Annotated in this window: 14 protein-coding genes; 4 read left to right on the forward strand and 10 right to left on the reverse strand. The window is 54.4% G+C overall.

The genetic code is table 11. The features are described 5' to 3' along the window. The first annotated feature begins 268 nt into the window (after positions 1–268). Both CSQ89_RS10010 and CSQ89_RS10015 read left to right on the forward strand, forming a co-directional pair. A complete protein-coding gene (locus tag CSQ89_RS10010; RefSeq protein WP_099406018.1) occupies positions 269–808 on the forward strand; it encodes a gamma carbonic anhydrase family protein in 540 nt (179 codons plus the stop codon). 79 nt (positions 809–887) lie between these two features. Beyond that, complete coding sequence (locus CSQ89_RS10015; RefSeq protein ID WP_099406019.1) at positions 888–1,835, forward strand: acyltransferase; 948 nt, start codon at positions 888–890, stop codon at positions 1,833–1,835. Positions 1,836–1,877: 42 nt separating this feature from the next. Here CSQ89_RS10015 and CSQ89_RS10020 read toward each other — a convergent pair whose 3' ends face one another. The 4 genes from CSQ89_RS10020 to CSQ89_RS10040 all read right to left on the reverse strand — a co-directional run bounded on the left by CSQ89_RS10020 (position 1,878) and on the right by CSQ89_RS10040 (position 6,651). Further along, a complete protein-coding gene (locus CSQ89_RS10020) occupies positions 1,878–2,642 on the reverse strand; it encodes a LytR/AlgR family response regulator transcription factor (protein WP_099406020.1) in 765 nt (254 codons plus the stop codon). 61 nt (positions 2,643–2,703) lie between these two features. After that, entirely contained in the window at positions 2,704–3,762 is a 1,059-nt protein-coding gene (locus CSQ89_RS10025; RefSeq protein ID WP_099406021.1) for a sensor histidine kinase, read from the reverse strand. Between the two features lie 921 nt (positions 3,763–4,683). Further along, on the reverse strand, positions 4,684–5,496 hold the full coding sequence (locus CSQ89_RS10035) for a DUF3025 domain-containing protein (protein ID WP_099406023.1): 813 nt from the start codon (positions 5,494–5,496) through the stop codon (positions 4,684–4,686). Positions 5,497–5,634: 138 nt separating this feature from the next. Next, complete coding sequence (locus CSQ89_RS10040) at positions 5,635–6,651, reverse strand: zinc-binding alcohol dehydrogenase family protein (RefSeq protein WP_099406024.1); 1,017 nt, start codon at positions 6,649–6,651, stop codon at positions 5,635–5,637. Positions 6,652–6,742: 91 nt separating this feature from the next. Between CSQ89_RS10040 and CSQ89_RS10045 the strand changes: the two genes are divergently transcribed. Both CSQ89_RS10045 and CSQ89_RS10050 read left to right on the forward strand, forming a co-directional pair. Further along, entirely contained in the window at positions 6,743–7,690 is a 948-nt protein-coding gene (locus CSQ89_RS10045; protein WP_099406025.1) for a LysR family transcriptional regulator, read from the forward strand. A 50-nt stretch (positions 7,691–7,740) separates the two neighbouring features. After that, complete coding sequence (locus CSQ89_RS10050) at positions 7,741–8,148, forward strand: hypothetical protein (RefSeq protein ID WP_099406026.1); 408 nt, start codon at positions 7,741–7,743, stop codon at positions 8,146–8,148. Between the two features lie 39 nt (positions 8,149–8,187). Here the strand turns inward: CSQ89_RS10050 and tpx (CSQ89_RS10055) are convergent, their stop codons facing one another. From tpx (CSQ89_RS10055) to accB, 6 genes are all read right to left on the reverse strand, one after another. Continuing rightward, positions 8,188–8,688 (reverse strand): thiol peroxidase, encoded by a 501-nt coding sequence (tpx, locus tag CSQ89_RS10055; RefSeq protein ID WP_099406027.1) that lies wholly within the window; start codon positions 8,686–8,688, stop codon positions 8,188–8,190. A gap of 90 nt (positions 8,689–8,778) precedes the next feature. Further along, a complete protein-coding gene (gene tpx, locus CSQ89_RS10060; protein ID WP_099406028.1) occupies positions 8,779–9,303 on the reverse strand; it encodes a thiol peroxidase in 525 nt (174 codons plus the stop codon). 169 nt (positions 9,304–9,472) lie between these two features. Further along, positions 9,473–10,777: a DUF3426 domain-containing protein gene (locus CSQ89_RS10065; RefSeq protein WP_099406029.1), complete on the reverse strand. Its 1,305-nt coding sequence runs from the start codon at positions 10,775–10,777 to the stop codon at positions 9,473–9,475. A gap of 39 nt (positions 10,778–10,816) precedes the next feature. Beyond that, a complete protein-coding gene (prmA, locus tag CSQ89_RS10070; RefSeq protein WP_099406030.1) occupies positions 10,817–11,701 on the reverse strand; it encodes a 50S ribosomal protein L11 methyltransferase in 885 nt (294 codons plus the stop codon). A 140-nt stretch (positions 11,702–11,841) separates the two neighbouring features. Next, positions 11,842–13,191 carry an acetyl-CoA carboxylase biotin carboxylase subunit gene (accC, locus tag CSQ89_RS10075; RefSeq protein ID WP_099406031.1) on the reverse strand — a complete coding sequence of 450 codons (1,350 nt, stop codon included), beginning with the start codon at positions 13,189–13,191 and terminating at the stop codon, positions 11,842–11,844. A gap of 89 nt (positions 13,192–13,280) precedes the next feature. After that, positions 13,281–13,742: an acetyl-CoA carboxylase biotin carboxyl carrier protein gene (gene accB / locus CSQ89_RS10080; protein WP_099406032.1), complete on the reverse strand. Its 462-nt coding sequence runs from the start codon at positions 13,740–13,742 to the stop codon at positions 13,281–13,283. Positions 13,743–13,782 lie beyond the last annotated feature (40 nt).

Below are 13,782 nucleotides of genomic sequence, written 5' to 3' on the forward strand. Positions count from 1 at the left end.
GCCTGAGCATCAAGACGCAGAAGAACCCATTCGCACTTTGCCGCAAGTTACTGATCAACGCCTCCCGCGCGGCTTATGATCAGTTACAGCTGCTTCTCGCAGCTACTGCGTAACATCAGTTAGTAAATTCCGCTTCCCCCGGTGTTGTCGCCTTGTCTCGCTCTAGCTCGCGAGACTTGGAGCAGGTTTTCAGAACAATTCCCTTGGGATTTTTTCTGCGAGGACCTGCTCCGTTATACTCAGGCGCTTGCTTTTTAGGAGATGCAATATGCCTATTCGTCCTTTTAAAGGTACTTTGCCCACAGTGCCTGTTTCTGCCTACATCGATGAATCCGCTGTTGTCGTGGGCGAGGTTGTGCTGGGTGAGAATGTGTCGGTCTGGCCGGGGGCGGTGGTACGGGGCGATGTAAATCACATCCATATCGGCAAGGATTCCAATGTGCAGGATCTCGCCTGCCTGCATGTCAGCCACAAACGGCCGGAAGACCCATTGGGTGCGCCATTGATCATTGGTGAACGGGTTACCATCGGCCATCAGGTAACCTTGCATGGTTGCACCATTGGTGACGAATGCCTGATCGGCATTGGTACGATTGTTCTCGACCGGGCTGTGATCGAGTCGCGCGTCATGATAGGCGCCGGATCATTGGTGCCGCCGAACAAGGTGCTCAAGTCGGGTTACTTGTATGTTGGGCGGCCGGTCAAGGAAGTGCGGCCGCTGACCGAGGACGAAATCAAGCATTTTGCTTATTCGGCGCAGCATTATGTCCGATTGATGCACGCTCACCTGGATAGTCAGGTTGATTAATTTCGACGTGTTTTCTGCCGAGGCCCATATGACATACCATGTGGGCTAATACTTCGAACTTATCGATTGTTTATCAATTATGTTGAATTTCCTGCCTTCGCCGTTACTGGGTATTTTTTCCGCCGTGATGATTGTGCTGAATGTACTGGTGCTCGGCGCAATGATTCTTTTGTTGGCACTGATCAAGTTTTTTCTGCCGTTTGTGTCGGTGCGCCGTGTGGTGGACCCCGTTCTCAATGGCTTGGGCCAGGCATGGGTAGGTAATAACAGCCTGTGGATGGCGCTGGTGCAAAAGACGAACTGGCGGGTGGAAGGCCTGGATAAGCTCTCACCACAGGGATGGTATCTGGTGACGTCGAACCATCAAACCTGGGTCGATATCTTGGTATTGCAGCGTGTTTTCCATCGACGTGTCCCCTTCTTGAAGTTTTTCCTCAAGCAGGAGTTGATTTTGGTGCCGGTGATTGGCTTGGTATGGTGGGCGTTGGATTTCCCCTTCATGAAGCGTTATTCCGAAGCCTACTTGAAAAAGCATCCAGAGAAACGCGGCCAAGATCAAGCTACAACTCGACGCGCCTGCGAAAAATTCTCGGTGGTGCCAACCTCGGTGATCAACTTCCTGGAAGGCACGCGTTTCACCAAGGTGAAACACGATCGCCAGGGTTCACCATTTCATTATCTTTTGAAGCCAAAGGCGGGTGGTATTGCCCTGGCAATCAATGCCATGGGCGAGAAATTCCAGTCCTTGCTGGATGTGACGGTGTTCTACCCAGAAGGGGCACCGTCCTTTTGGGATTTGCTGTCGGGCCGGGTCAAGCAGATTGTGGTGCTGGTCAACGAGCAACCTATACCACGGGATTTGATGGTGGGTGATTATGGTGGCGATGCCGAGTTCCGTGCCCGCATGCAGGCTTGGGTACAGGGCTTGTGGCAAGCAAAGGACCAGCAATTGGCCGACTTGTACCAGCAATATCCGGCTGCCAAACGGGCTGGTTATGTAGGTGCCGAACAAGAAACCGCTCCTTGAGGAGCGGTTTCTTGTTGAGAGCGGCAGCCGACGGAATGATCTTTATATTTGTTTGAACAGGTGGACGTAGGCACGGCTGACGACAAGAGGCTCGGGGCGTGACTTCAAGGTGAGGGTCACTCGCCCTGTGAAGTCGCGGCGCGCTTCGGCAATGTCACGCACGTTAACCAGTGTTGCGCGGTGCACCTGCCAGAACTGTTCGGCATCGAGTTGCTCCAGTAACTCCTTTAATGGTGTCCGGATCAGATATTCCCCCTCGCGGGTTACCACGGTGGTGTATTTATCCGCCGAATGGAAATAACACACATCGTTGATAGCAATCAGCTTCACCTCATTGCCCTGGCCGGCGCGAATCCAACTGAGGCGCTGTGGGGTGTTGCGTGGCCCTATGCCGCCCAGCGCCAGTCGCAGGGATTCGAGCAGTGCGCCATTATTGGCTGGCTGCTGGCTGGCGAGTTTATCCTGGAGTTTGCTGATAGCGCGCTGCAGCCGTTCTTCACTATACGGTTTGAGCAGATAGTCGATGGCATCACGGTCGAAGGCTTCAACGGCATATTGGTCGAACGCGGTAATGAATACACAATGGCAGCCATGGGCACTGCGTGCGACTTCCAAGCCACTCAGGCCCGGCATTCCTATATCCAGAAATGCGATATCCGGCTCATGTTCGTGAAGGGCGGCGATGGCTTCCAGGCCATTCCGCGCAATCGCGACAATCTGCAACTCCGGCCATAGATTTGCTAGCTGCGCCTTCAGGTATTCAGCCAGCAGGGGTTCATCATCGGCAATCAGGGCGCTTGGGTTCATAGGGTTCTATCGAGTATTGGATATTGCGCAGTACTGGGCTGATGCGTGCCAATAACAGCGTCTAATGCTCCAACGGCAGATTAACCCGTGCACACACCCCACCACCGGCTTGGGCTCTTAATGCCAACTGTGCCTGGCTGCCGTAAAGGGTACCAAGACGTGCATGTACATTGGTCAACCCCACGCCGTCACCATACACCCCTGCGGGCAAGCCTAAACCGTCGTCGCAGACATCAGCAATCAGCTGCCCGGCCTCTGAATGCACGGTGATGCGCACCGTACCGCCCGCTACTTTGGGCTCCAAGCCGTGGCGGATGGCATTCTCGACCAAAGGTTGCAGCAACATGGGCGGCAGCAGTGCGTCTTGCAGCGTATCAGGGCAGTCGATTTCGAAATGAAGCCGGTCTGCCATGCGTATTTGCAATATGCCCAGATAAGTACGTAACAATTCCAGCTCTTGGCGTACCGTCGCTTTGGCATCCCGCGTCCGAGCCAGTGATCCACGTAAGTAGTCATTGAAAAGTCCAAGCATCTGCTTGGCCATGATAGGCGATACATCAATCAGGCTTTGTACGCTGGCCAGGGTATTGAACAGAAAATGCGGTTCAATCTGCGCTTGCAACATACGCAGTTGCGCCTGCATCAACATCTTGTCCTGGCTGCCACGTTTGGCTTGCTCTGCATGATAAGCCGCTTCCAGCCGACCGATTTTCTCTCTTCCCCATAGGACGCTGGCGACCATCGCTGCGGAAAGCATCATCACGATCAGGCTGGCGAGCAGATAGCGTGGATATTCAATCACAATCCACGCAACTTCATCCAGCCGAACCAGCCAGTTGATTGCCAGCCCAAGCACGCCGCCGACAATGATTGCGCCCATGAAGTAAAACGGCTCACGCGAGGGCGACGGCTTGATGACGGTGAAAGTCAACGTAAGGGCAACGAAGACGGATACGCCAACCGTATGGGTGGTAAGCATCACCCGCCACGCCGGCGCTTCGCTTGTCAGCGAAAAAAATACCCCGGCCAGGGTATTGACCAGCAGGGTGATGAGCAGATTACGCCACAGCGAGCGCCGAATCTGGCCGGCTGAGGTAGGAGTCAGGGCAACGGTATGCATGGATTGGTGTGTTGGCCGTATTCTTTTCAGGTAGACCTGTTTCACACAGTAACAGTGATTACACCTCGGCTTAGAACCTGTTCACTGTCTGCTGCGCGTCGGCGATACGGCGTTGAAAAAACCTCGGAATGCTCATTTACCCTTAGGAAACTCCGTTTCCTCTGGCGTTTTCGCCATGTCTCGCTCTAGCCCACGAGACTTTGAACAGGTTCTTAGGGGTTTCGGCAAGGAGCCTGCGGGTTGGAGCGTGGCAAGAGGAAAACGGTAGAGGAGGCGGCATATACAGGGGTAGTTGTACCCTCCGTAGGCGTTGTCAAAGCTGTATTGCTGATGCGTTGTAAGCCTTGAACAGATGCTAATTGCGAACGGAGTGGGTTGGTGGGTGCCAGGGGCACGGCTTTGCCTGGGGCTGTCGATGCTGGTAGGCGGCGTGCCAAGGTCATAGGGCTGAACATTCCTCTTTCCTCTTTTTGGGTTTATTTGAATATGTGTTTTACAGTCGCAGCACTTTGTTCTCGCTTGAGGTCAATCAGCGCGTAAAGCATCTGATAAGGGATGATTAAGCCCTCAAAACAGCAAAGAAAATGACCTGCTTCCCTTCTGTATGACCAGACATTGGGCTGGTTACGGCACAGAAAGTTGCGTAACTCGGCCGGGAACAAAGCAAAACCAACGTATTTCGCCGGTAGGTATCAAACAGGTTCTACAGCTGGCAGGGTGAAAGGTAATGCTTTGAAACCACCAAAAGGAGGGGCTTGCGACGAATTGCAGTTTGCCGGCGTGAGGTGCGGCTAGGTTGGATGAGTTACATGAGGCTTAGAACCTGTCTAAAGTCTGCTGCGCGTCGGCAATATGGCGTGAAAACTTTCTCGAAATGCTCATTTACCCTGTGTAAACTCCGCTTCCTCGGCGGTTTTCGCCTTATCTTGCCTTAGCTCGCGAGACTTTAGGCAGGTTCTTAGGACGAAAGTGCTGTGTGTCCGCATAGAAAGCCACATTCTGTACGGGCCACCAGCCTGGTATACCCAACACCGGTAGTGGCGGCAGGGCACGCGGTTCACGCAACTGGCCAGCACCAATGCGCTGTGCAAGTTCACTATCAAGTTCGGCGATCTGTTGCACCAGTGGCAGATCAAACCAGCCAGTAGGGACTTCGACCACGACGACTTTGGCGACAATGCCAATAAAAGGGGCCAAGCCTTTTTCCTGTAATGCATGACCAAAACAATAAGCTGCCAGTTGTCGGCTCCAATCGGCCCGGCGTACTTGGAACAGTGTTTTCCAGTCGTGGTTGTGTAGAGCCTGAACCAAGTCGGGGGCGGCGCAAGCTAGCACCAGTCCCGATTCATCAAATAACGTAGCTGCATCACGTGCTCTGTTGCGCTGGCCTGTGCTGCTTTGAGATAGCTCGTGCAGATGCTGGCCATTCAAAGCGGCTTTGCTCTTTGGCCAACCTAACCAGCATAGTGCGTTAAAGCAGTCGTGCCAGTTATCGGGGCGTGTCGCGACTTCGCCGCTTTGCGCAATGCGTAGTTCATAGCCTTGTTCATCCAACTGACTTGGAGAGACAAAACGAACGGTTTGCCCCGACTGGGTAATCGGTAGCAGGTCTGCCGGAAGGCTGGCCCAGGTTGCTGCTGTGGGGAACTGCCGCCAGCCAAGCGTGCGCAAGGCAGGCAGTAGGGGCGTAAACCAAGGAGAGTGATGCAGCAGATCGGTGGGCCAGGACAGCATGGGAAAAATGCAGGGAAGGTCTGGCGTGTATTTTAATGGTAAGCAGAAGTTTGGTGGGGGTGAACCGGTGAGCGTGCCTTTATCTTGGTACTGAAAGGCACACTCAGGACTCTGTTCCAGTAGGTTTTTGATAGGTTCTTAGAACCCAGCCAATACCAGCTTGCCTATCACCCGGCCATTTTCCAGCAAGGCATGGGCTTTTTTCAGGTTGCTGGCATTGATGGTGCCCAATACTTGGCCCAGCGTTGTCTTTAGTGTGCCGGCATCGATCAGTTTTGCCACTTCGGTGAGCAGCTTGTGCTGTTCCACCATATCGGCAGTTTGGAACATCGATCGAGTAAACATCATTTCCCAATGGAAACTGGCGCTCTTTAACTTGAGCAAGTCGATGTTGTGTTGTTGTGTGGTTTCGACGATGGACACAATTTTGCCCTGAGGCGCGATCAAGGTAGCCATGGCATTGAAGTAGGCGTCGGTACTGCTGGTGCAGAAGATGTAGTCAAATTCTGCGTAACCCTGGGCTTTTGCTTCTGTCTGTAAGGCCGCCCCGTGGTTGATCACCAAATCGGCCCCAAGTTCGCGACACCATTGGGTGGATTCTGCGCGCGATGCCGTGGCGACTACCGTCAGCCCTGCGAGCTTGGCCAGCTGGATGGCAATGGAACCAACACCGCCAGCGCCACCAATAATCAGCAGTGTCTTACCCTTTGCACTACCGTCACGTTTGATAGCGAGGCGTTCGAACAACGCTTCCCATGCTGTGATGGCGGTGAGGGGTATGGCTGCGGCTTGGGTGGGGCTGAGGGTGGTTGGCGCAATAGCGACAATGCGCTCGTCAACCAGTTGGTATTCGGCATTGCTGCCTTTGCGGGTAATGTCGCCCGCGTAGTAGACCCTGTCACCGGGTTTGAACAAGCGAGCTTGTTCGCCTACCGCTTCGACAACGCCCACCGCATCCCAGCCCAAGATACGCGGACTGGTTTCGACTTTGTCTTTGGGTGCCCGTACCTTGAAATCAACAGGATTGACTGCAATGGCTTCGATTTTAACCAACAGGTCACGGGCTGTTGGCGCAGCAGGCTTTGGCAGGTCATAGTCGAGCAGGGCTTCAGGATGGCTGATGGGTAGATACTGGGTTAGGGCAACGGCTTTCATGGGGGTTCTCCGGGTAGGTGAAATGAGTGAAGGCAGTTTGTACCAATGCCCCGACTGGATAAATCCAGTTTATGGAATATGATTGTTGCCAATGGAAAACAATCAAATCTTGCCGGATGAACTGGCCGCGATGGCTGTCTTCGCTACGGTAGTGGAAGCGGGTAGCCTCACATTGGCGGCAGAACGGTTGCAACTGTCCAAGTCAGCGGTGAGCAAAAGTCTGGCGTGGCTGGAGCGAAAACTTGCTGCACGGCTATTGCAGCGTACTACCCGGCGTCAGTCGCTTACCGAGGTTGGTCAAGTCTATTTCGAGCATTGCCGGCGCATGCTTGTCGAAGCAGGCGAGGCCCGGCAGGCGGTGGACCGTTTGCATGCCGAACCCGTTGGCGTGCTGCGTGTCTCGGCGCCGGTAAGCTTTGGCAGCCAACATGTCGCGCCCTTATTACCCGAGTTGCTCGCACGTTACCCCACGTTGCAAATTGACTTGGTGTTGAATGACCGTTTGGTTGATTTGGCTGAGGAGGGCTTTGACGTGGCAGTACGGGTTAGCGATCAACCCGCGGATTTGCTGGTGGCACGGACCTTGGCGCCCATACGCTGGGTGATATGCGCCAGTCCAGCTTATCTGGCACGCTGCGGAACACCAGAGCGGCCGCAAGACCTCGCCCGGCACGCCTGCCTCACTTATCCACTATTAACACCCACCGGCGTATGGCCATTTATTCAGGACGGCCAACGGATTGCCGTACCGGTGCAGGGGCCGCTGCGAACCAATAGCAGTGTTGCGTTGATGGCGGCTTGCGTAGGCGGGCTGGGCTTGACACGGCTTCCTACCTTCAGCTGTGGCTGCTTACTCACCAGTGGAGAGCTGGTACCGGTTTTGCAGGACTACGTCGTCTCTCCCCAGACTGCGATGGCGGTCTATTTACCGAATCGTTATCTGTTGCCCAAGTTATGGGCATTTATCGAATTCATGCGTGAACGAATGGGTGCGGGTCAAACACCCTATTGGGATGCTTGGTTATCGGCAAAGTCGTGATCTAGTAGAAGTTATGGATGAATTGAGACAGTAAAGGTGAAAACATTGCAGTGAACGAAACGAATATTCCAAAGTTGATTAAGTTACATCGATTAGCTGTTTGGGTAGCGATAGCCAGCTTTGTCAGCATGTGTACGCATATTTATGCCAGTTTGGCGGTGCTGCCAATTCAACTTTACTGTGTGGTACGGATAAGTCGGGAGATAAAACTAAGGTGGTGGGGACAGGTTGTGTATGTTCTTCTGACATTGATACCTGTTGTAAGTACTTTGGCAATGCTTTCACTCAGCAATAAAGCAGCCCAGCTCTTGAAACATGCAGGAGTACCAATGGGCCCTATGGGTTTCAAGGCAGGGGAGGCTGAGAAGGTGAATTATTCGATGGTGTTTCTACGGGCAGCAGATGCTAAAGACACAACTAAGGAGTCTGATACTTCTAGCGACGAGCTTAAACAATAAAAAGCCGCCAAATTGGCGGCTTTTTGTATGACTGCTGCCTTATTTCAAAGCGGCAATAGCAGCTTCGTAATTGGGTTCATCTTTGATTTCAGCAACCAGTTCACTGTGGATGACCTTGTTTTTTTCATCGAGTACGACCACGGCGCGCGCTGTTACACCAGCCAATGGGCCACCAGCAATATCCACACCGTAGTTACGGATGAATTCACGGCCACGCATGGTGGACAGCGTGACGACATTGGTCAGGCCTTCGGCACCGCAGAAGCGCTTTTGGGCGAATGGCAGGTCAGCCGAAATGCACAACACCACGGTATTGGGGAGTTTGTCGGCTTGGGCGTTGAACTTGCGCGTCGAGGTGGCGCAAGTAGGGGTGTCGATGCTTGGGAAGATATTCAACACTTTGCGCTTGCCAGCATAGTTTTCCAGCGTGATATCGCCTAGGTCTGCATTGACCAAGGCGAAGTCGGGGGCTGTGCTGCCAACCGCTGGAAAACTGCCGTTTACGGGAATAGGATTGCCGCCGAGGGTAACGGTAGACATGAAATGCTCCAATTTTTGGGGTTAAAAAACACCATTCCCGCTTGCGCAGGAATGGTGTCGAGGGTTCTTCCGGACGGAGTGAAACGTTACTTAGTTGGCTGCAGCCGCAGCAGCTGCCAACATGGCTTCGGCCAATTTTTCGTAGTTAGGTTCCGAGTTCACATCCAGTACCAGTTCGGAATACAACACATTGTCGTCTGTATCGAGGCCAAACAGCGCTGTTGCCATCATGCCTGACAAAGGAATATCGGTGATCATCACACCGTAATCCTTATGGAAATCACGCCCTCGCATGGTGGAGAGCAGCTGTACCTTGCGCATGCCTTCAGTCGCCATCACCCGCCCCAGCGCATAGGGTGTATCGATCGAAACCACAAAGCACTTGGCGTTGGGAAAGCCATCCGCAATCGTCTCAAGTCTGCGGGCAATCTTCAGACCTATCTCCGCATCGACGCTCGGAACGACGGCAATGACTTTGCGTCGTCCGATGAATTTGGCAAGGGGTACATCGCCCAAGTTGGTGTCGACCAGCATGAAGCTCGGCGCGTTATCGCCGACGCGGGGAAAACGGCCACCCACACCAAGGGGTTCGCCGTTCAGTAGCACAGTGGCCATGTCTTGTATCCTCCGGTTAATTGCCTTTGCAGTATTGACAGCCGCGAGGCTGAAAGCAAGGTGGCGTCTGGTTCAAGAGGCTTAAACAGATTCAAATTACTTGTTCACTGTGTCTACTGCCCGTTGCTTGCTGGAATACTTGCGGCCGGTGGGGCTAGGGAATAAGAAGTCAGTTCGACTGTGGGTAGAACCAGTACAGGGAATAGCCGCTTGACTTCATTGTTCCCAGATCAAGCTGTAGAAAGACGCGCAAATCGGTGCCGGCGCCTAAGGAGGTGGGAAGTGGGGCGGGTTGGCCGTCGGCTTGTGGGGCGATGTATTGGTCAGGATTAAATACCTTGCGCGCAACAATGCGGTCGTTGTCATCGGTCAGCGTCAATTCCAATAGCGGTAGCGCTTGCGCAAAACTGGCTTGGTTACGCAATGTGGCATTCAGTTGGATCAGGCTTGAATGATCGGCCACATAGGTGAGTTCATTCCATTCTGTCCGTAAAAGCTCTGCTCTGGCTGGTAATTCCAGCGTGCAGCCCACTTGCGCACAGAAGCGCTCCAGCTTGGGCTCGATACCAGGAAGTTGGACGGCTATCTCGGTACGATAGCGTAAGGTGAACTGGCCTATCAGGGCGATCAGCGCCAACAGGGCCGGGATGCTCCATAACCAGCGCCATGGCGAGGGCGCATTGGGAACCCGTAGAAGTGCTTCGTCCTCTTCTGTCAGGATAGGACGATAGTCATGGGGGTGCTCTGGCCTGACGGTATGGCTGGTAACCATGGCGGCACTAGCGGGAACGAGGGTAGGGGCCAATGCGGCAGACAGACGCGCTTCGGTTTCCTGGTTCACATGTTGTGTCCAACGCTCAAACGCTTCGGGCGATATATCGTCGTTTGAGCCGACCGCCGTAATCTCGATCGTTTGCTCCTCCTGTTCTGCTGGTTCTGCGGGCTCATCTTCCGGAGGAGCAGTGGGGGAGGCAGCAGGAGGAGTAGCAGCAGGTGCCGGTGTTGGAGTAGGCGGGAACTTGCCTGGTGAAGTATCTAGCCCCTCCAGCGTCGGGAAACCCAGCGTGGGTTCTCGTTTGCCCAGATTACCGGATTTGTACTGCGCGGGTTCTGGCGTGATGGGGGGAATACTGGCGTGTTGCAGTTTAGGATGGACTGCTGCGGGTAGTTGGTCTTCGGTATCCGGCTTGTCGGCGGTTTCCAGCATGCTGGCCATATTGACCAAGCCATGCCCGGCCGCTTCGGCGTGGACCTGTTCCTGTGGTGCGGGCGGTTGTGCAGGCTCTGCCGAGACTGGCGTTTCTGTCACTGCCGATTTGATTGCTTCCTTTTGCGCATCGCCAACAAAATGCGTGCGCGCATCGAAAACAAACGCACAGCGACCGCAGCGCACCTTACCGTCAAAAGCGGTCAGGTGGGCGTCGGTAACGCGAAAACTGGTGCGGCAATTAGGGCAGCGCGTAACGTGGTACATGGCGGGGATTCTAGCGGGCCTCCGCAGGTGTGCAAGCGCTTACTTGCGTATACCTGCAATACGTACCCAACCTTCGCGTTCTGCAGACACGCTCAACGTGAAGTTTGGGGCATAGATAGCAATAATATCGTCGGCTTGTTCGGCCAGGATACCCGATAGCACCAGACGACCACCAATATGGCAGCGACTGGCCAATAGCGGCATCAGCATCTTGAGCGGGTTGGTCAGGATATTGGCGAAGACGAGGTCGTAAGTTTGTTCTGGCGCGGAGTCGGGCAAGAAAAAGCGCGCCTGCACATGGTTTTGCTCGGCATTCTGTTGGCTGGCGACCATGGCCTGGCTGTCGATATCCACACCGTGTACTTCACCTGCCCCCAGCAGCTTGGCTGCAATGGCCAGGATGCCGGATCCACAGCCGTAATCAAGTACGCTTTCCCCGGCCTTTACTTCAGCGTCGAGCCACTGTAAACATAACCAGGTGGTGGGGTGGCTGCCAGTACCAAACGCGAGGCCAGGGTCCAGGGCGATATTGATTGCATTGGCGGTTTGCACATGCCATGTGGGGGTGATCCACAGTCGGTCCGACACTTGGATGGGGTCAAATTGTGATTGGGTCAGCCGCACCCAGTCCTGTTCCTCCACCCGGCTTACCGTGTGTACGGGTGGGGTTATCCCAACCACATTGGCAGCGCCCGTTACCATTACCTCGGCATCACTGTGCTCTTCCAGCAGCACGACCACGACGCTTTCATCCCATAGCTGTTCCAATGGCATGCCGGGTTCGCCGAATATGGGTTTTTCCATTTCGGTGCCGGCAGTGGCATCTTCAATGCTGACGCTGAGCGCCCCTAGGTCGAGCAGCGCATCCGACAGGGCTTCGGCATGAGTGGAATTGGCATGGATACGTAGTTCTTGCCAGGGCATGGCGGACTCCGGGAGAGAAAAAGACAACGGCCGGGTTGATTAATCCAACCCGGCCGGTGCGAATTTTACCACTCAAGTGCCATACCGGCAGCATTGAGTCGGCAAATGAGCCAAGTCTGCCCATCTGCAATTGCAGGCATTCAGCCTTTGGATGCAGCCAGCAAGTGCTCCAGATAATGGATGGACGTACCGCCCTTGATGAATCCCTTATCGTTGAACAACACCTGATGCAATGGAATGTTGGTCTTGATGCCTTCAACCGCCATTTCCGACAGTGCGATCCGCATCCGGGCCATGGCTTGCTCGCGCGTGTCGCCAAAAGCAATCACCTTGCCTACCATCGAGTCGTAATTCGGGGGGACGGTATAGCCTTGGTAGATATGCGAATCTACACGGATGCCAGGGCCGCCTGGCGGGTGATAGGTTGCGATTTTGCCCGGGCTGGGTGTGAACTTGAATGGGTCTTCCGCATTGATGCGGCATTCCATCGCGTGACCCTTCAAGGTGATGTCTTTCTGGGCAAAGCGGAGTTTCTCACCTGCGGCGATATGGATTTGTTCCTGCACGATATCGATACCGGTAATTTGCTCGGTAACAGGGTGCTCTACTTGAACCCGCGTGTTCATTTCAATGAAATAGAATTCACCGTTCTCGAAAAGAAACTCGAAGGTGCCGGCGCCACGGTAACCAATCCGGCGGCAGGCTTCGGCGCAGGCTTCACCCACTTTTTTGCGTTGCTTGTCGGTAATACCTGGCGCTGGCGCTTCTTCAATCACCTTCTGGTGACGGCGTTGCATCGAGCAGTCCCGTTCACCAAGGTAGACGGCGTTACCGTACTCGTCGGCCAGTATCTGGATCTCGATATGGCGCGGGTTTTCCAGAAACTTTTCCATATAGACGGTGGAGTTGCCGAAGGCTGCCCCAGCCTCGCTACGCGTCATGTCTACCGACTTGATCAAGTCTTCTTCTGCGCGTACGACGCGCATGCCACGGCCGCCGCCACCGCCAGCTGCCTTGATGATGACGGGGTAGCCCACCTTGCGCCCGATCTTGAGCATTTCGTCCGCATCATCGGGCAAGGCGCCGTCGGAACCGGGTACACAGGGCACACCGGCTGCTTTCATTGCATCTTTGGCAGACACTTTATCGCCCATAAGGCGGATCGATTCGGGACGAGGACCGATAAACACGAACCCCGATTGCTCGACGCGTTCTGCGAAATCGGCGTTCTCGCTCAAAAAGCCATAGCCAGGGTGGATGGCTTGCGCATCGGTCACTTCAGCTGCGGCGATGATGGCGGGGATATTCAGGTAAGACAGGGTGCTGGGCGCAGGACCGATGCAGACCGACTCATCGGCAAGCTTCACATATTTGGCTTCGCGGTCGACTTCGGAATGCACTACCACCGTTTTTATGCCCATTTCACGGCAGGCGCGTTGAATACGCAATGCGATTTCACCGCGATTGGCGATAAGTACTTTTTCAAACATGGATCACTCCGTGAGGGGTGAGGAGCGTGGGGTGCGAAGTGAGCGGCGTTGGACGTCTCACATTGCTCGACCCACATGCCTCACAGAATTCAACCAATTACAAACAAGGGTTCGCCATATTCCACCGGGGAGCCATTGTCGACCAGAATGGCTTTGATCACGCCGGAAGTTTCGGCTTCGATCTCGTTCAGAAGCTTCATGGCTTCGATAATGCACAGTGTGTCGCCAGCAGCGACCTGCTGGCCAACTTCGGCGAATGCTTTAGCACCAGGGCTGGAGGCGCGATAGAAAGTCCCCACCATGGGTGACTTCAGTACCGCGCCATCTGGCAGGGTACTGGCGGCTGGGGCGGGGCTGGAGGCTGTTGCGGGTGCTATGCCGGGCATTGCGGGCGCGGCAAAGTGCTGGGCGGGCGGTTGCGCATACATGATTTGCGCATTTTGGTTAACGCGGGTGATGCGTACTTTCTCTTCACCTTCAGTTACTTCAATTTCGGCGATGCCAGATTCTTCCACGAGGTCGATCAGCTTTTTGAGCTTGCGTAGATCCATGCCCATTCCCTTTTAGTCATTTTGGTATTTTGCGTATATC

The organism is Chitinimonas sp. BJB300 (assembly GCF_002735695.1).
In the GTDB taxonomy this organism is placed as follows: Bacteria; Pseudomonadota; Gammaproteobacteria; order Burkholderiales; family Chitinimonadaceae; genus Chitinimonas.

What these genes read in the sequence shown, in the direction of transcription:
- tpx (WP_099406028.1), bottom strand. Translation starts at nt 9,303, where the DNA reads ATGGCCACTGTGCTACTGAACGGCGAACCCCTTGGTGTGGGTGGCCGT.
- CSQ89_RS10025 (WP_099406021.1), bottom strand. Translation starts at nt 3,762, where the DNA reads ATGCATACCGTTGCCCTGACTCCTACCTCAGCCGGCCAGATTCGGCGC.
- tpx (WP_099406027.1), bottom strand. Translation starts at nt 8,688, where the DNA reads ATGTCTACCGTTACCCTCGGCGGCAATCCTATTCCCGTAAACGGCAGT.
- accC (WP_099406031.1), bottom strand. Translation starts at nt 13,191, where the DNA reads ATGTTTGAAAAAGTACTTATCGCCAATCGCGGTGAAATCGCATTGCGT.
- CSQ89_RS10065 (WP_099406029.1), bottom strand. Translation starts at nt 10,777, where the DNA reads ATGTACCACGTTACGCGCTGCCCTAATTGCCGCACCAGTTTTCGCGTT.
- CSQ89_RS10010 (WP_099406018.1), top strand. Translation starts at nt 269, where the DNA reads ATGCCTATTCGTCCTTTTAAAGGTACTTTGCCCACAGTGCCTGTTTCT.
- CSQ89_RS10045 (WP_099406025.1), top strand. Translation starts at nt 6,743, where the DNA reads ATGGAAAACAATCAAATCTTGCCGGATGAACTGGCCGCGATGGCTGTC.
- CSQ89_RS10020 (WP_099406020.1), bottom strand. Translation starts at nt 2,642, where the DNA reads ATGAACCCAAGCGCCCTGATTGCCGATGATGAACCCCTGCTGGCTGAA.
- accB (WP_099406032.1), bottom strand. Translation starts at nt 13,742, where the DNA reads ATGGATCTACGCAAGCTCAAAAAGCTGATCGACCTCGTGGAAGAATCT.
- CSQ89_RS10035 (WP_099406023.1), bottom strand. Translation starts at nt 5,496, where the DNA reads ATGCTGTCCTGGCCCACCGATCTGCTGCATCACTCTCCTTGGTTTACG.
- prmA (WP_099406030.1), bottom strand. Translation starts at nt 11,701, where the DNA reads ATGCCCTGGCAAGAACTACGTATCCATGCCAATTCCACTCATGCCGAA.
- CSQ89_RS10040 (WP_099406024.1), bottom strand. Translation starts at nt 6,651, where the DNA reads ATGAAAGCCGTTGCCCTAACCCAGTATCTACCCATCAGCCATCCTGAA.
- CSQ89_RS10015 (WP_099406019.1), top strand. Translation starts at nt 888, where the DNA reads ATGTTGAATTTCCTGCCTTCGCCGTTACTGGGTATTTTTTCCGCCGTG.